This window comes from Ligilactobacillus araffinosus DSM 20653 (assembly GCF_001435375.1).
Lineage (GTDB): Bacteria > Bacillota > Bacilli > Lactobacillales > Lactobacillaceae > Ligilactobacillus > Ligilactobacillus araffinosus.
In genome coordinates this window covers 1-16,744 of sequence record NZ_AYYZ01000002.1, presented here as the reverse complement: position 1 = coordinate 16,744, position 16,744 = coordinate 1, and the positions used below count along the sequence as shown (strand labels likewise).

The following is a 16,744-nucleotide window of genomic DNA, read 5'->3' as shown; positions in this document are numbered from 1 at the left end:
ATCTCTCCTAATGTTAAATCAACCCTCAATCAAACTAATTGCTTGATTTAAAACTTTCTCGCCATCCATCATACCGTATGCCTGCATATCAATGACCGCTAACGGAATATCATTGCCCAAACTATTTTTTCGACCTTCAAGCATACTCTTAAAATCATCCTGCATATAACTAACTTGCGGTCCAAGCAAAACACAATCAATTGTCTTTGAATCTAATTGAGCTCGTGCATCACTTGCGGCCGTTGCAAAGATGTCAACATCAATGCCCTTGTCCTTAGCGGCTGCTTGCATCTTTGTTACTAATAAACTTGTACTCATTCCTGCTGAGCAATTTAACATTATTGTGTATTTAGCCATTTTATCCACCTCATCACTGTTTTTGAAAACGTTTTCTTTGACTGTTCTAGTATAACATGTTCTTTATAATCCGAAAATAGTCATTAAATTATTTATTTTCCATTGCTAATCCTGCTTGGATCTTCTTTTTATCAGCTTTCTTAAAGAATCCAACATAGATCAAAGCATCAACTACCAAACAGACAATTTGCGTAACTGCTCCTGAAATATGACCAGTTGCTAAATAACCTGAAATCACAACTGGCGTCGTCCATGGAACCATGACCCCGATTGTTTTAGCACATAACCCTGTTGCCATAGCACCATATGTAATTAGAACGTTAGCTAACGGTGCAATGATAAATGGTAATGCAATGTAAATATTCATAACAATTGGGAACCCAAATATTAACGGTTCGTTAATATTAAAAAATGCTGGCGCAATTTCCAATTTTGCCAATGTTTTGTACTCATCACTCCGTGCAAACATAATCATTATAATTGCCAGTCCCAAGGTAGCTCCTGCACCACCGATGTGAACAAAATTATCAAAAAATTGTTGAGTAACAATATGCGGTAATGACTTATGAGCAGCAAAAGCAGCCGCATTTTGCTGCATGGCTTGCAACCAAAAAGCCATCATAATTCCGGAAACGACATTGGCACCGTGAACCCCAAACAACCATAAAAATGAAATCAAAAACTCACAGAGCAATGCCCCTGGTAAACTTGTTCCAACAGCTGAAATTGGCTTAAAAATGAATTGCATCAAGTTTGGAATCGTTTCAATTGGAGTAAATGAAATTATCAACCGAACAATCCATACTAACAACAAACAGAAGAAACCTGGAAACAAAGCTGCAAACGAGTTGCTTACAGCTGGTGGTACACTAGCTGGCATCTTAATTGTAATATGCTTATGAATCATCCATACGTAAAAATCAGTTAAGAATAGCCCAATAATAATTGCAATAAATAAGCCAGTTGAACCTAACTGAGCTAATGGAATCCAAAATGTTCCGTCTTTATGCATTGCGAATGGAATGGTTAAGAAGAATCCACACATTGCAACTAAACTTGCTGGTAATGGATCGATGTCCTTGTAACTTTTCGCTAAGTTATATGAAATTCCGATAACCGCAACTAGCCCCATCAAGTCAAATGACGCAAATGTAATTTGTTGGATCACAATGTTCCAATGCGGCCCAAATGTGTGCGCCATGAACTTCAAATAAGCTTGAATCGGGAATTGCCCGATAATCATGAAGACTGATCCGATAATGATCAACGGAACAGCTTGTGCGATTCCATCACGCAAAGCAACCATGTGCCGTGATGATGAAATTTTACCGACAACCTTTAACAGGCGATTTTTAAATCCTTGTTTTCCTGTAGCCATCCTAATCACTCCTTAAACTTAACTACTAAAATAGCCAATAACTTAATTTATGTCATTTTAAAATCAAATTTTGAGTTGTTTTGTGTAAACGCTTACTACAAAAATTAGTATAGACCAATTTTGTAAATATGTAAATCCCATATTTGTAAATATTAGTTTGTTCTATCTTTAACGATTAAAAAAGCATTAAATTAATGTCATTAATATTCCTTAGAAATTTAAAATTGATTTTTAAAAGTATTTATAAATCTTTATTAATTTTTTACTGTCACCCACATCAAAGAATTTTTGCATTCTAGCAGTTACATTTGTCCTTAATTGTCAAATGAACTAGTACAGAATAGGAAGGGGGTTACCCCTTTAAATTTAATAGGAGGAGTTATTATGGATAAAACACAAACCAAAAAGCCTCAAAAATATTACATGTCAACCTTAGCATTGACAATGCTAAACGTTGTTATGATTGCGGGCCTTGGAAATGATCCGCAACAAGCTTTTTATGGCTTATCGTCAGTTACTTACTTTGCAATTGGATTTATTCTGTTTTTTGTTCCCACCGCTTTAGTTTCGGCAGAGCTTGCAAGTGGTTGGCCCCAACGCGGCGGAATTTTTCGTTGGGTTGGTGAAGGACTGGGAAAAGGTTGGGCATTTACCTGCTTAATCATTCTTTGGTTCCAGTCAACGTTTAACTTAGGTGCCGGAATGCCCAACTTTGCGGCAACAGTTATGTTTTTCACACCACACTATCACCGTGCCATTCAATTCTTACAACACCCACAACACGAAATTTTAATTATGTGTGGTTTCATCGCGTTATTCTGGTTTGTAACATGGTTAGCCGCTCGCGGAACCAAGACATTTTCAAACGTTGCTAAATATGGAGTTATTATCGGGACGTTTATTCCGCTTGCAATTATGGTTATTTTACTAATTGTTTGGCTATGTCAAGGACATAAACCTGCAATGCCAATGCATGTTAAAAACTTAATTCCGCAGTGGAATGGAATGGGAACACTTGCTTTGGTTGCCGGTGTACTTTTTTCTTGGGCAGGAATTGATATGAATGCTGCTCATATTAAAGAATTAAAACATCCTTCAAAGCAATATCCGATTTCAATTTTCTTTGCTGGAATTTTAGCATTGTTGATTTTTGTTGTTGGAGCTTTAATTATTGCGTCAGTTATTCCCGCAAATAAAATCAATATTTTAGATGCATTATTTGTAACTTTTCATGACCTTGGTGCAACGATTCATGCTCCTTGGTTATATATGTTATTTATTTATGCAAATTCGTTGGTATTGTTAGCCATGTGGATCACGAACTTGGCGGGACCTTCATTCATGTTAGGACAAGCTGGTCAGAGTGGTTTACTGCCTAAATGGCTTCAAAATTATAATAAGCATGGCATGCCATCGAAGATGATGTATTTCCAAGCATTTTGTGTTACTGTAATTGCCTTTCTCGTTAAATTACTGCCAAACGTTGAAGGATTCTTTATTATGATTACCCAAACAGTGACAATTTTATATTTGCTTTACTACATTATTATGTTTGTTTCCTTCATCCGATTACGTTATACCCAAGCTAACCGTCCGCGTTCCTTTAAAGTCCCAGGGGGAAAGTTTGGTGCCTGGTTAGTTACAATTATTGGAATCGCAGCTTCAACATTTGGAATCATCCTTGCATTTTATCCACCAACTCAGGTTAAAAAAGAAGTAGGTTCGGGAACCGTTTATGACGTCACAATTGCTTGCTTAGTCGGTATTGTCCTTTTAGTTGCATTTGGGCTATATCTGCTTTCAAAACATCATAATGCAAAGCATAACAATGACTGGGTAAACTCAAATAATAAATTTGCACCATACACTTGGGAAATTGAAGGATTGAAAAAACCACAAAAAGTTCAGTCAAATATTCCAACAAGTATCATGACCCAAGACCAACACCCAATGGGCGTTCCAATTAAGCATCACTTTGATCCGAACGCGCACATCAAAGTTCCTCAAGATTGGGCTAAAGCTGACGCCCCTCTTGAAAAATATGCCAAAGAAACCCAAAATACTTCACATCCTAATCATTGATTTGCGATATTATTAAATTCTAATTAAAATAAAATTAAATATAATTTTTAAACATCTACTGAAAGGGGTTTGCTTTATGAAAAATGTTCAATTTGTTCTTGGAGGTGCTCCCACAACTGAAGGGTGCCGCGCATCTGTAAAAGATAACTTATATATGCACGTTAATTACGATTGGCTTAACAAAACTAAGGTTCCAGCTGATAAACCAGCAGCGGGAAGTTTTCAAGATATGGATGAGGCAGTTCATAAAAAACTAATGGACGATTTTGATCGCTACCACCAAGGAAAATTATCGGCTCCCAATCCAATGTTTGCCGAAGCAATGAAATTTCATCAACTTGCACTTGACTTCAAGCAACGTGAACAAGAAGGTGTTGCTCCACTATTAGCGTTTATTAAACCGATTCAAAAATTAGCATTATTAACCGATTTAGATCATCAACTTACAAGTTGGATTCAAAACGGACTACCTCTCCCATTCATGATCGATGTCGAACCTGATTGGAAAAATACTGCGCAAAATGCAGTTTTTATGTACGCTCCTGATTTGATTTTGCCAGACAAAACTTACTATGAAAAACCCGAAAGTGATGAACTGCTTCATGTATGGGCAGAAATGTCTACCCAACTACTCCAAGCCGTTGGGTATCCTAAAGATCAAGCTACTAAGATTGTTAATCAAGCCTTAGCCTTCGATAAGTCACTTGTACCACACGTATTACCTGCGGATGAACTTGCAGATTATCCTAAACAATATAATCCGCGAACGCTTAAAGAGGTCAAGAATTACAGTCAAAGTTTCAACTTTGCATCCACGATTTCTGAATTAATTGATGACCATCCTGAAAAAGTTATCGTTACCCAACCTACATTTTTCGAACATTTTGATCAAATTGTTAATGACGCAACCTTTAAAAACTTAAAGAGTTGGATTTTAACTAGAACGATCAATTCACTTGCCAAGTTATTAACCGATGATCTTCGGCAAACAGCCGATCAATTCCATCAAAAATTGGCAGGAACTCAAAAAGCAGTTTCACAACGAAAATTTGCATATCAAATCGTTGATGATACTTTCACATATGTAATTGGCGATTTTTATGGCAAAAAATACTTTGGTGAAAAAGCAAAGGCCGATGCAACAAAAATGATTCAACAAATGATTCAAATATATAAACATCGCCTTGAAAAAAATGATTGGCTTGGAGATCAAACTCGTGCAAAAGCAATTACTAAGCTTGATCATATTGCCATTAAAGTTGGATTCCCTGAAAAAATTAAACCAGTTTACTCCAAAATGAAGATCATTCCAGCTGAAGACGGCGGAACACTATTCAGCAATTATCTAAATATTAAACGCATTAAAATTACAGATAACTTTGAAAGTTTTCACCGGCCGGTTGATCGGACCGAATGGGACATGCCTTCCCAACTGGTTAATGCATGTTATGACCCGTCACGAAATGATATCACTTTTCCGGCCGCAATTCTTGAGAAACCATTTTATGACCTCCATCAATCACATAGCAAGAACTTTGGTGGAATTGGTTGTGTAATGGGACATGAAATTTCTCACGCATTTGATAATAACGGTGCCCATTTCGATGAATACGGCAATATGACTAACTGGTGGACAAAGGAAGACTTCGCCCACTTTGAAAAGTTAACCCGGGAAATGATCAATGAATTCGATGGGATCCCATTTGCTGGTGGAAAAGTAAATGGGAAGTTGGTCGTATCAGAGAATATTGCGGATAACGGTGGAATGAGTTGCGCCCTCGAAGCTCTTAAACAATCTGAAAACGCCAATTTACGCGAATTCTTCACCAATTGGGCAACAATTTGGCGAATGAAGGCTAGTCAAGCATATGAAAAAATGTTACTTGCAACCGATGTCCATGCTCCTGAGATGTTACGAGGAAATGTCCAACCGCAAAACTTTGATGATTTCTATCAAGCATTTGATATTCATCAAGGTGATGGAATGTGGCTTGCGCCGGATAAACGGGTTCAAATTTGGTAAAAGTGAATAAGTAAAAAAGATTGCAACATAAACGTTGCAATCTTTTTTGATTTACATTCCCTTTTTAATTCCCAATTTCACCAGCAACAAATTCATTGGGTATGCCGTCACAAACCCGCATGCCATTCCAATTGCCATCATTAACCAAAACGCAGGCATTGTCGGTGTGAAATGCAAATGCAAGCCAAAGTTGACAATCGCTGACCAGCCGTACATGCCAACTTGCCATGCCGTTAGTGACCAAAAATCGATCTTAAATGCCTGAAACAGCTTATGGCCAATTGAACCATTCATCATTGGAGCAATCGCTGCATATTGGAATAAAACGCCAATAATCAACGCTAAAACATAGTCAAAGAGCCATTCGCCAAACAATTTTTGATTTAAAATACTAAAACTCAATAAATAATAAAAAATCCATGAACCAGCTAAATCAGATAAACTGCATCCGGCACCGCAGTGAAGCGCGTCCACCACAATTCCTTGCCAAAACTTATCATATTTGTGATTAGCCATTGGCATTTTCATTGATGCATCCATCCTCATCGATTTCATCGGCATTGACATCTTCATTTTACGATGTTTTCCAAGGGTAAAATAGGCCCACAAAATTAACGGTCCACCCCACAGCGCATTGATTGACCAAACCACATCCATAATTTTCATTGCTTGCGGATGACGGATTACATCAATCAAAATAATGACCGCCGATAAAATTCCAATCACGATCCATCCAATTGCAACTTGATTTAATAACTCCATTTATCTCACCTTCCATTTTCTATTATAGTCAGTTGACAAACGGAATCACGATATTTGTTTACGTTTGTAAACGATAACGCTATAATGAATTTGAAATCATAAAGAAAGGACTGACTTAAGATGATTAACGCAATCGTTTTTGGCCTCGCCGTCGCATTGATCAGTTTCATTTGTTATTGGTTTTTCGGCAACCATCATGAGCAAGCCAGCAGTTCAACTGTTCAAAATAACGAACAGCATGCCACGATCGTTGTAAAAGGCGGTTATTCACCAAGCACCCTTATTCTGAAACAAGGAGTGCCTGCAAAGGTCTACTTTGACATGCAAGATTCAACCGCTTGTTTAGCCCACGTTGTTTTTGAAAAACTGGGAGTTGATAAGGACTTAACAAAACAAAAAATTACAACGATCGAAATTCCGACCGATCAAAAAGGCGAAATTGATTACGCCTGCGGCATGGACATGTTCCATGGCAAAATCATCATTAAGTAAAAAAAGGAAAATCATCATGGGATTAAAAGACTTATTTCACAAAAAAAATCAAGCAACAATGAAGGATGGCAACCAAGTTATTAAAGTCAACGTTGCCAACGGTTATGAACCGGAAGTCGTTGAGTTCAAACAAGGTACTCCGGCCAAAATCATTTTTAACCGTTCAAACGATTCAACTTGTCTTGCCCGCGTTCAATCTGATGAAATGCAGTTCAACGCCGATCTTCCTTTGAACCAAGACGTTGAAGTTGCAATCAATACGAATCAAAAAGGCGAATTCAACTATGCATGCGGAATGAATATGTTTCACGGAAAGGTTGTTATTAAATAATGAAGCTTTCAAATCTGCAGCGATTTTGGATCTCCTTCATTTTAGCAATTCCAATGCTGATCCAAATGCTGGCAATGCCATTTGACTGGCACCTGCCAGAATACCGTTGGATGGCATTTATTACGACAACAATTATCATGTTGATTGCAGCCATCCCATATTGGAAAAGTGCGTGGGCCGCTTTTAAGTACCATAATGCCAATATGAATACCCTCGTTGCTGTCGGAACGATCGTTGCATATTTTTATTCAATTTTTGCTCTTTTCACGGGCCGCGATGTTTACTTTGAAAGTGCCGCGTACATTACGATTTTTGTTCTGCTTGGCGATGCAATGGAAGAACGCATGCATAATAATGCCTCGAACGCTCTGGGAAAATTATTGGAACTTCAAGTCAAACGGGCTGAGGTTTTGAAAGATGGAAAGTATGACGATGTTCCGCTTGATCAAGTCAAGGTTGGCGATATCATTCGAGTTCGTCCTGGGCAAAAAATCGCCGTTGATGGTGTCATTACAAAAGGATCAACGACCGTCGATGAATCAATGATCACTGGCGAAAGCATGCCCGTTGAAAAAACGGTCGGCGATCCGGTTGTGGGTTCAACGATCAATAACAACGGCTCAATTTTGTTCAAAGCAACTAAAATCGGAAAAGATACGATGCTTTCCCAAATCGTTGAGATGGTCAAAAAAGCTCAAACCAGTCACGCACCGATTCAAAATTTAACTGATAAGATCGCAGAAATCTTTGTTCCGGCTGTTTTGATCATTGCCATCATCACGTTTACCGTTTGGTTCGTCTTCTTCCATGCAACGACCGTTCAGGCAATGCTGTTTGCCGTTTCAGTCGTCGTGATTGCGTGCCCGTGTGCGCTTGGCCTTGCTACCCCGACTGCGTTAATGGTGGGAACTGCCCAGGCAGCCAAAATGGGAGTTTTGATCAAAAATGGTGAGGCGTTAGAAGAAGTCAATGACCTTCAAACCATCGTCTTTGATAAAACCGGAACCATTACTAACGGGAAACCGGTCGTCACCGATCTTATTGGTGATCCGCAACAGGTGCTTACAATCGCCGGGAGTTTGGAAGAAAATTCCGAGCACCCGCTTGCCCATGCAATCATGACCAAAGTGAAAGAAAACCAAATTCAATTTCCTTCTGCCCAAAACTTTAACGACCTCCGGGGGAAAGGAGTTCAAGCCTTGGTTAACGGCCAACCTGCCTTTATTGGAAACGCGAAAATGGCAGCTGCCGGTCAGCTTTCTGCCGAATTGCAAAAGCAAATGACCGTTCTTCAAAATGAAGCCAAAACGGTTGTTTTAGTTGGAATCGCCGACCAAGTAATCGGCCTCATTGCAATCCAAGACACCCCGAAACCAACATCAGCTGAAGCAATTGCAAAATTAAAAGCGCGAGGGCTAAAAACCGTTATGTTGACGGGCGATAACCAACATGTTGCACAAGCCATTGCCAATCAAGTCGGCATTGATCAGGTAATTGCTGAAGTTCTTCCAGGAGAAAAAGCAGCCTACATCAAAAAGATTCAACAATCAACATCAGGAAAAGTCGCTTTTGTTGGCGATGGGATAAATGATGCCCCTGCTCTTTCGACCGCTGATATCGGAATCGCAATGGGTTCCGGTACAGATATCGCAATTGAGTCCGGTAAGATCGTGCTTGTTCAAAATGATCTGCGCGAAGTTGTTTGTGCCCTTGATATTTCAAGAAAAACATTTAACCGAATCAAACTTAATCTATTTTGGGCATTGATTTACAACGTGATTGGAATCCCAATTGCTGCCGGTCTGTTTGCTCACTTGGGGCTTGAACTTAGTCCGGAGTTGGCCGGCCTGGCAATGGCCTTTTCATCAGTCACGGTCGTTAGCTCATCGTTACTTCTTAACAAGGCTAAAATTGAAGACTGCTCTCAATAAAGAATGCAAAGAGGTTGAGACAATATGCCTCAACCTCTTTTTACTGCATCTAAATTCAATAATTAAAAGCTATGCCAACATAAAGTTAACTCGAATTTTCTCCCAATCTATAGCTTCGTTATACTTTTCTAATTCATTCTTAACATTTTACTATTCAATGGTTATAGTATTCCAAAATACTCTTTAAAACAAAATTACCATAAAACTTAAGACCGTCCTCGTTGGGATGAACATTATCCGCATAAAACCAATCTGAATGGTGATTTGAATAACCATACCAGTTAATAATATGCAAGTTATGATATTGCTTCTGGGCTTGATTTAATGTGTTATTAACGTCATTTTGCCATGGTTTTGTCGGGACATGGACATTTAACCAGAAAACCGTTCGTTGTGGCCCCAAAATATCCATAATTTGGTTTAGGGTATCCTGCGAGATCGTTCCGTTTGTTCCTAAGCTAATTAAAACGGTATTGGCCAATTGATGGTTCACGTCCATCTGTTTCAAAACTGCCGGTGCGGCATTTGCTTGGCGGCCAACTTGCGCATTGATAATCATCTTCGGAAATTCGCCCTGTAACGTTGCAGATGCATCAGCCATTACCGAATCTCCAATTCCACTAATTTGAAGGTTGCTTGCAAATTTTTTGCCCTTATCCGTTACGTTGCCATTTTTTACTAAAATATCCTTATCGGAAGCCTTCGTCGGTTTTTGCACATTGGTATATTTAATATGCTTATTGTGATTTTCGGCCTTTTTCTGGTTAGCAGCAATTTGATGTTGGAGTTTTGAGCTGTCCTTTTGAAAAACACCACTCGTTTCTGGTTTGCAGAAGAATATTCCGTAAAATGCAATTCCAAAAATTACCGTTCCAACCGCAATCACAAGGTCGTTTAATAATTGTTTCTTCTTGAATCCTAAGTTTTGCTTTAATGCGGTAAACGTCTTCTTAAAGTTGAACCGCCGCAATGGGACTTCAATTAACCGGTAAGATAAGTCACTAATCACTAAAATAATTACAATTTCGAGCAACGCATTCAACAATGGATGACTGCCAACTTTGACTTTTGCTTCATAAAAGACCATTACGGGATATTGGTAAATGTAAATCCCATAACTGCGCTTTCCAAGCCAGGTAAAGACCTTATTCGTTAATACGCGGTTTAAATCGGCTCCTGGGTGAGCAACGATTCCAACCAGGATCATTGAAACGATTGAGAAGAGGAACATCCCGCCGCGATAAACAAATGTCCCTTCGCCATTCATCATAAAGAACATGATAATGACTGCAATCAAAGCAATCGCACCTAAGACATCAAGAGTAACGCGGTGCGACTTATCAAGATCCTTCTTCAACCGGGTACTTGGCCAAATACATGCAAGACTAGCGCCCATCAAAATCGAAAACATCCGCGTATCGGTCCCATAGTACACCCGCGAAGGATCATTCCCCGGGTGATATAAAACTCCCATTAAAATTGCTGAAAAGATGGCAACACCAAAGACACCCAAACCGATCTTCAAATAATTCTTTTTATTATGTAAAAGCCGTAAAAATAGCACTAAAACAACCGGCCAAATCAAATAAAACTGACCTTCAATTGATAACGACCATAAGTGCGTCCACGGTGACTGTGCTCCAAAATTATTAAAATACGATTGATGCTGCGCAATTTCAACCCAATTATAAACATATGTTAAGTTGGCAAGAATCGTCGTTTTGATTCCCTTTAACAATGACCGTTGAAATATGGTAATATAAGCGGTCGTTCCCAAAACCATTGTTACCAAGCCGGGATATAACCGGTGGATCCTCCGACTATAAAAATTTTTGATACTGATACCATCTGACCGTTCCCATTCTTGAAAAAGTAGATCAGTGATTAGGTATCCTGATAATACAAAAAAGATGGGCACCCCTAAAAAACCGCCCTTCATACTTCCGGGTAAAATGTGATACAGAATAACTGCAACAACTGCAAGAGTGCGAATTCCGTCAAATCCAGTAATATACCTACCTTTTTTTAACCTTTTCTCCATTACAAAATACTCCGCTCTATCCTTAATAATACTCGTTAAATTATACTCCCTTTTATTTAAGTTGTTGATACTGAAAAAGAGCAAAATATTCACCCGTTATCAGTTAAAAAATTTCTATCATGATATCATAATATTTTTTACCCATGGACCACTTAATCTTAACTATCGAGTCTATTAACAATTTGTTCTAAAGGAACTTTCTTATTAGAAAAGACCGAAACCTTTCTTTGAAAAGCAATATCTAATTCTTTGGTTTCCAAAATATTTTCGCTATCTTTAATTTTATTGACTGCCAGTGATTTAGGCAAAATAGTAATGTAATCCGAATTTTTAATAAATGAGATTATTGATTCACTGTAGTTCACTTCATAAATTGGTGGTAACTTTAATTTTAATTCTTTATAAATTTGAGCAATCCGATTATGAATTGGACAATATTTTGGATACAGCAGCAACTGATATCTCTGCAAATCCTTTGCTGAAATCTTTTCTTTTTTCAAATTAAACAAATTCTGATTATTTTTTGAATAAACAATATAATACGGTTCCTCATATAGGACTTCTTCGTCAAAATCACATGTAAGAGTATTTTTAAATTGTGAATCCATCAAAATAACATCTAAATCCCCGTTGTTAAATGGGGCTATTAAGTCTGAAATTTTATTAGTAAGAACAACTTCTTTAATGGTACCCAAAGCATTAATGAAAAAATGAGGATATTTGAAAGATGAAATACTATCAAGCGAACCAATTCTTAATGAATTAAAAGAGTTATAATCTTGCTCATTCTTTAGATAATGCAGTGAATCAAATTCACGAATTATCTTCTTCGCTTTTTGGTAAAAAATTTCTCCCTCTGGAGTAAGCGATACTCCCTTTGATGATCGAATTAATAGTTTTTGTCCGAAATATTCTTCTAGTTGTTTGATTTTCTTACTGATCGCAGGCTGTGATAGCAATAAAACATCACTACTTTTGTTAATACTTTTTAATTCACTTACAGTAATGAACACATATAACAAATCAATGTTTATAGAATCAAACAACATTGTCACTCCCTTAACATATAACGACTCACTATAACAGGTATTATATATTGATTATTCTCATAGGTAAATAATTGGCTTAATCTAAAACCGTTGAAAGGAAGAGGCGATGCTTATGAACTAAGTTTTCCAAATTTATAAAAAATTATTAATTAGTGAGGTAAAGAGATGAAAAGAAAAGGAATTTTAGGCTTAGTAATGTGTTTGATTGCTGTTTTATTTTGGGGCGGAATGTTTCCGATTATGACACCCGCTCTAAAGATTATGGATCCATTTTACTTTACACTATTCCGTTATGGCTCAGTAGCAATCATCTTTGCGATTTTACTGCTCTTCATTGAAGGGCCAAAAGCATTTAATCCTGAAGGTCACTTTAAAAAGTTGTGGCTTCTTGGAACTTCTGCTTTTGCGGGATTTAGTTTTTTAGTATTTTTAGGCCAAAAAATTGCCGGACCGTCCGGATCAATCATTGCTTCAGTAATGATGGCTATTCAACCATTACTTGGGGTTTTAGTTGCTTGGGTTTGGCGTAAACAAAAGCCAACTAAATTCTCATTACTTTCAATGATTGTTGCAATCATTGGGGTTTTCATGGTTGTCACTAAAGGACATCTTTCTGTTCTACTTAGCGGTAACAACACTTTCTTAGCAACGATCCTTATCTTACTTGGAGCGTTATGTTGGGTAATTTATACCTCTGGAGTTCCTGATTTCTCAGGGTGGTCAATTTTACGCTACACTGCATTAACAACCATTTATGGCATGATTTCCGTAAGTGTGATCATTGCAGCTGCAACAATGCTAGGTTGGTTAAAAATGCCGACAATGCACGCCATCCAAGGTGTCAGTGGAGCTTTAGTATATATGGTACTTCTCGCAGGTGTAGTTGCCGTATTTGCATGGAACTTTGGAAACAAAATTGTTGGACCAATCAACGGAATTCTTTTTATGAACTTAGTTCCAGTAACTTCTTTCGTAATTACCGTAATTGGTGGTTATCATATTTCAGCATTCGAATTAGTAGGGTGCTTGCTTGTAATCATCGCATTAATTGCAAATAACTTATATAACAGATACAAATCAAATAAAAAACAAGTGGAGGCTGATTAATTATGACAGTAAAAATTGGTATTAATGGTTTTGGTAGAATTGGACGTTTAGCTTTACGGAGAATTTTAAGTTTAAAAGACACTGAATTAGAAGTCGTAGCTATCAATGACTTATGTGCTCCACAACAATTAGCACATTTATTCAAATATGATACAATTCATGGCACATTTGATGGTGATGTAAGTGCCGATGATAAAGCACTTTATATCAACGGAAAACAAATCAATGTGTACGCTTTTCCTGACGCTAAAGAAATTCCTTGGGTAAAGAACGATGGAATTGACATCGTCCTTGAATGCTCTGGATTCTATACTTCAGGCGAAAAGGCTCAAGCACACATTGAAGCGGGTGCTAAGAAGGTCTTAATTTCTGCCCCTGCTGGTAAAATCAAGACCGTTGTTTACAATGTTAACCATGATATCTTAAAAAAAGATGACCAAATTGTTTCAGCGGGATCATGCACAACTAATAGTCTTGCCCCATTAGCATATGCTTTGAACCAAGAATTTGGAATTAAAGCCGGAACCATGACAACTGTTCACGCATATACAGCTACTCAAAAAATTCAAGACGGTCCTAATAAGGATGTCCGTTCGGCCCGTGCAGCTGCTGAAAATACAATCCCTCATTCAACAGGAGCTGCTAAAGCAATCGGTTTAGTAATTCCTGAATTAGATGGTAAATTAAAGGGACACGCCCAACGGGTCCCAGTAATTGACGGATCAATCACAGAATTAGTTACTGTTTTAAATAAAAAGGTAACTGAAGAAGAAGTTAATGAAGCCCTTAAAAAACACACTGAAAATAACCCATCATTTGGCTACAATGATGACTCAATCGTTTCGTTAGACGTAATTGATACAACTTTTGGTGGAATTTTTGATCCTACTCAAACAGAAATTACGACTGTTGATGACTTACAACTTGTTAAGACAGTTTCATGGTACGACAATGAATACGGATTTGTATCACAAATGATTCGGACATTAACAACTCTTTCAAAATTGATTTGAAAGTATTTTAATAATATTACTTTGTGATTGCAAAGAACCTTTGTTTGAAACCTTTTTCGAAAAAACATAGACTGGAGGTAGTTGGTCATTTGGAAGTTTGATCAACTACCTCAATTTCGCTTTACACAGGTATATGAAATTCCATCCTATTAGTTGGAATACGCCCTTCGTATTCGAAGCTTATTTTGTTTCGGCCTTACTATCAGTTTGATAGTAAGGTTTTTTGAATTCAATTATCTAAATATATAAAATTCATAGATTAAAACTCGATTGAAAATATTTCATTTCGACTACATTAGTAAACTTTTATCTAAATTACTCCTATAATAAAGAACAAGGAGGTAATTGCATGCATATTGGATTACTTATTCTATACGGTTTTCTAATTGGCTTTATTTTAATCTTTCTTGGAATGGGCGCTGCGCTTTACATTGGATGTCTCATCACATTCTTTCATCTCAGCGCTAAAACGGCGGCGGCAAGTGCATTGGTCGTTACGCTTCCCGCGTTGATCGTTGGAACATTAATCAATCATCGAACTCACACGATCGCCTATCATCACGGAAACTTTCTCCTTAAATGGGCAATATTAGGAACGGTTGGTGGAAGTCTGATTATTCCGTTCACTAATCATAGCGTATATCAATTAATTATCAGCATTATTCTGATTGTTTTGGCATCCACGATTTTATGGAACTCAATTTTACATTCTCGTAAAAAAAATTCTTCAAGACTTACTAAAAAGTATTTTCCCTCTTTTGCTAGTACTATTAGCGGCATTATGACCGGACTTGCCGGAATGTCTGGCGGCGGTCCCTTAGTTGCCGGAATGCTCCTCCTTGATGTCCCAGTTACTCAGGCAGCTGCAACTTCTTCATATATCCGAATTTGGACAACCCTTTTAGGAATCGGCCTCCATTGGCACACAATGACAATTGCCTGGCACCTGGTAGTTTTTATGGCATTTGGAACAGTTTTAGGAGCCGCCTGCGCACCATTAATGATGCATCTTATCAGTCAACGAAACCGGGATTCTATTTCCCGGGTGATGAAACCTCTTATTGCAATTATCCTTTTATATATGGGAATTAAACCATTTATTTAAAAGTCATGAATTTTTTGCCATAATTCGCACAATTTACTTAGATAGTGATAAACTAAGCTCAACAAATATTTTGAGGAGCGACGTACGTGATAAAAATAATTATTGGAATTTTAATTTTATGTATCTTCTACTTGGCCCTGATTATCATCCGCCAAGTCAAACGGAATCATGAGAAATTTAATCTTAAAGATAATCTTTTAGGAATGGGAATTGCTGGGATTGCTGATTTTGGTGATACCCTTGGAATTGGCAGCTTTATCACAACAACAACGATGTTTCAAATGACCCATTATTTGAAAGATGAACGTGATCTACCAGGAACATTAAACATTGCTCATGGAATTCCAACAATTGTTGAAGCCCTCTTTTTTGTAACCGCGGTTCCTGTCCAACCCTTAACTTTAATTTCAATGGTCTTGGCAGCCGTGGTTGGCGCAACTCTTGGTAGCTTTTTAGTTGTTAAAATGAGTACTGTGATCGTTCAGCGTTTCATGGCAATTGCCTTAATTTTAACTTCCCTGTTAATGGTTGCCAATAAGATGGGATGGATCAATATTCTTGCCGTTGGAAACAACGCCAACGGCTTACATGGTTGGGCATTAGTTATCGGTGTAATCGGAAATTTCATCTTGGGAGGTCTAATGGCCGCCGGAGTGGGGCTTTACGCCCCGTGTATGGTAATGATTTATTTACTCGGGTTAAAACCAATTGCCGCTTTTCCAATTATGATGCTTTCATGTGCATTATTAATGCCAGGAACAAGTTTCAGTTTTGTTAAAAGCAACCGATTTGCTACTCGCGGAATTTTTGGATTCGTTATCGGCGGCGTAATTGGCGTAATTATTGCCGCAACCCTTGTTAAATCAATGTCATTTACCATCTTAAGTTGGCTGATTGTAATTGTAAGCATTCTGACCGCCATTTCACTATGGAGCAGCTCAGTGCGTGCTAAGAAAGAAGCCAACTATAACCAACTGAAAAATTAAATGTAATTATATAAATAAAGAGGCCGTAATATTTGATATGCACCCCAAATTTTGGACAAAATAAATCTAAAATTTTGGGGTGTTTTT

At 37.7% G+C, this 16,744-nt stretch carries 14 protein-coding genes; 9 read left to right on the top strand and 5 right to left on the bottom strand.

Going from position 1 to position 16,744, the window contains the following annotated elements; translation table 11 throughout:
• Positions 1-18: 18 nt before the first annotated feature.
• Complete coding sequence (locus tag FC64_RS00080; RefSeq protein WP_057905979.1) at positions 19-357, bottom strand: PTS sugar transporter subunit IIB; 339 nt, start codon at positions 355-357, stop codon at positions 19-21.
• 88 nt (positions 358-445) lie between these two features.
• Positions 446-1,735: a PTS sugar transporter subunit IIC gene (locus FC64_RS00075; RefSeq protein WP_057905978.1), complete on the bottom strand. Its 1,290-nt coding sequence runs from the start codon at positions 1,733-1,735 to the stop codon at positions 446-448.
• A 384-nt stretch (positions 1,736-2,119) separates the two neighbouring features.
• Between FC64_RS00075 and FC64_RS00070 the strand changes: the two genes are divergently transcribed.
• Both FC64_RS00070 and FC64_RS00065 read left to right on the top strand, forming a co-directional pair.
• Positions 2,120-3,817 carry an APC family permease gene (locus FC64_RS00070; protein WP_057905977.1) on the top strand — a complete coding sequence of 566 codons (1,698 nt, stop codon included), beginning with the start codon at positions 2,120-2,122 and terminating at the stop codon, positions 3,815-3,817.
• Between the two features lie 76 nt (positions 3,818-3,893).
• A complete protein-coding gene (locus FC64_RS00065) occupies positions 3,894-5,840 on the top strand; it encodes a M13 family metallopeptidase (protein WP_057905976.1) in 1,947 nt (648 codons plus the stop codon).
• 51 nt (positions 5,841-5,891) lie between these two features.
• Here FC64_RS00065 and FC64_RS00060 read toward each other — a convergent pair whose 3' ends face one another.
• Positions 5,892-6,602, bottom strand: a complete 711-nt coding sequence (locus tag FC64_RS00060; protein WP_057905975.1) for a DUF4396 domain-containing protein — start codon at positions 6,600-6,602, stop codon at positions 5,892-5,894.
• A 120-nt stretch (positions 6,603-6,722) separates the two neighbouring features.
• On the opposite strand from FC64_RS00060, the gene FC64_RS00055 reads away from it, so the two are divergent.
• From FC64_RS00055 to FC64_RS00045, 3 genes are read left to right on the top strand one after another with little or no spacing between them, the layout of a single operon-like run.
• Positions 6,723-7,094: a cupredoxin domain-containing protein gene (locus FC64_RS00055; RefSeq protein ID WP_057905974.1), complete on the top strand. Its 372-nt coding sequence runs from the start codon at positions 6,723-6,725 to the stop codon at positions 7,092-7,094.
• Positions 7,072-7,425: a cupredoxin domain-containing protein gene (locus FC64_RS00050; protein WP_235804817.1), complete on the top strand. Its 354-nt coding sequence runs from the start codon at positions 7,072-7,074 to the stop codon at positions 7,423-7,425. Before FC64_RS00055 ends, FC64_RS00050 begins: the two co-directional genes overlap by 23 nt.
• Complete coding sequence (locus FC64_RS00045; protein ID WP_057905973.1) at positions 7,425-9,356, top strand: copper-translocating P-type ATPase; 1,932 nt, start codon at positions 7,425-7,427, stop codon at positions 9,354-9,356. Before FC64_RS00050 ends, FC64_RS00045 begins: the two co-directional genes overlap by 1 nt.
• Before the next feature lie 154 nt (positions 9,357-9,510).
• Here the strand turns inward: FC64_RS00045 and FC64_RS00040 are convergent, their stop codons facing one another.
• Together FC64_RS00040 and FC64_RS00035 are read right to left on the bottom strand one after the other, a co-directional pair.
• Positions 9,511-11,397 carry an acyltransferase family protein gene (locus FC64_RS00040; protein ID WP_057905972.1) on the bottom strand — a complete coding sequence of 629 codons (1,887 nt, stop codon included), beginning with the start codon at positions 11,395-11,397 and terminating at the stop codon, positions 9,511-9,513.
• 158 nt (positions 11,398-11,555) lie between these two features.
• Positions 11,556-12,446, bottom strand: coding sequence for a LysR family transcriptional regulator (locus FC64_RS00035; protein WP_057905971.1), 891 nt, complete (start codon positions 12,444-12,446; stop codon positions 11,556-11,558).
• Positions 12,447-12,611: 165 nt separating this feature from the next.
• Here FC64_RS00035 and FC64_RS00030 point away from each other — a divergent pair, with 165 nt between their 5' ends.
• The 4 genes from FC64_RS00030 to FC64_RS00015 all read left to right on the top strand — a co-directional run bounded on the left by FC64_RS00030 (position 12,612) and on the right by FC64_RS00015 (position 16,657).
• Complete coding sequence (locus FC64_RS00030; RefSeq protein WP_057905970.1) at positions 12,612-13,553, top strand: DMT family transporter; 942 nt, start codon at positions 12,612-12,614, stop codon at positions 13,551-13,553.
• 2 nt (positions 13,554-13,555) lie between these two features.
• On the top strand, positions 13,556-14,566 hold the full coding sequence (gene gap / locus FC64_RS00025) for a type I glyceraldehyde-3-phosphate dehydrogenase (RefSeq protein WP_057905969.1): 1,011 nt from the start codon (positions 13,556-13,558) through the stop codon (positions 14,564-14,566).
• Between the two features lie 349 nt (positions 14,567-14,915).
• Positions 14,916-15,671, top strand: a complete 756-nt coding sequence (locus FC64_RS00020; protein WP_057905968.1) for a sulfite exporter TauE/SafE family protein — start codon at positions 14,916-14,918, stop codon at positions 15,669-15,671.
• Between the two features lie 86 nt (positions 15,672-15,757).
• Positions 15,758-16,657, top strand: coding sequence for a TSUP family transporter (locus FC64_RS00015; RefSeq protein ID WP_057905967.1), 900 nt, complete (start codon positions 15,758-15,760; stop codon positions 16,655-16,657).
• The last annotated feature ends 87 nt before the right edge of the window (positions 16,658-16,744 follow it).

Excerpts from the sequence above, each read along its gene's own strand:
- FC64_RS00080 (WP_057905979.1), bottom strand. The coding sequence starts at position 357 with ATGGCTAAATACACAATAATGTTAAATTGCTCAGCAGGAATGAGTACA.
- FC64_RS00075 (WP_057905978.1), bottom strand. The coding sequence starts at position 1,735 with ATGGCTACAGGAAAACAAGGATTTAAAAATCGCCTGTTAAAGGTTGTC.
- FC64_RS00070 (WP_057905977.1), top strand. The coding sequence starts at position 2,120 with ATGGATAAAACACAAACCAAAAAGCCTCAAAAATATTACATGTCAACC.
- FC64_RS00065 (WP_057905976.1), top strand. The coding sequence starts at position 3,894 with ATGAAAAATGTTCAATTTGTTCTTGGAGGTGCTCCCACAACTGAAGGG.
- FC64_RS00060 (WP_057905975.1), bottom strand. The coding sequence starts at position 6,602 with ATGGAGTTATTAAATCAAGTTGCAATTGGATGGATCGTGATTGGAATT.
- FC64_RS00055 (WP_057905974.1), top strand. The coding sequence starts at position 6,723 with ATGATTAACGCAATCGTTTTTGGCCTCGCCGTCGCATTGATCAGTTTC.
- FC64_RS00050 (WP_235804817.1), top strand. The coding sequence starts at position 7,072 with ATGGCAAAATCATCATTAAGTAAAAAAAGGAAAATCATCATGGGATTA.
- FC64_RS00045 (WP_057905973.1), top strand. The coding sequence starts at position 7,425 with ATGAAGCTTTCAAATCTGCAGCGATTTTGGATCTCCTTCATTTTAGCA.
- FC64_RS00040 (WP_057905972.1), bottom strand. The coding sequence starts at position 11,397 with ATGGAGAAAAGGTTAAAAAAAGGTAGGTATATTACTGGATTTGACGGA.
- FC64_RS00035 (WP_057905971.1), bottom strand. The coding sequence starts at position 12,446 with ATGTTGTTTGATTCTATAAACATTGATTTGTTATATGTGTTCATTACT.
- FC64_RS00030 (WP_057905970.1), top strand. The coding sequence starts at position 12,612 with ATGAAAAGAAAAGGAATTTTAGGCTTAGTAATGTGTTTGATTGCTGTT.
- gap (WP_057905969.1), top strand. The coding sequence starts at position 13,556 with ATGACAGTAAAAATTGGTATTAATGGTTTTGGTAGAATTGGACGTTTA.
- FC64_RS00020 (WP_057905968.1), top strand. The coding sequence starts at position 14,916 with ATGCATATTGGATTACTTATTCTATACGGTTTTCTAATTGGCTTTATT.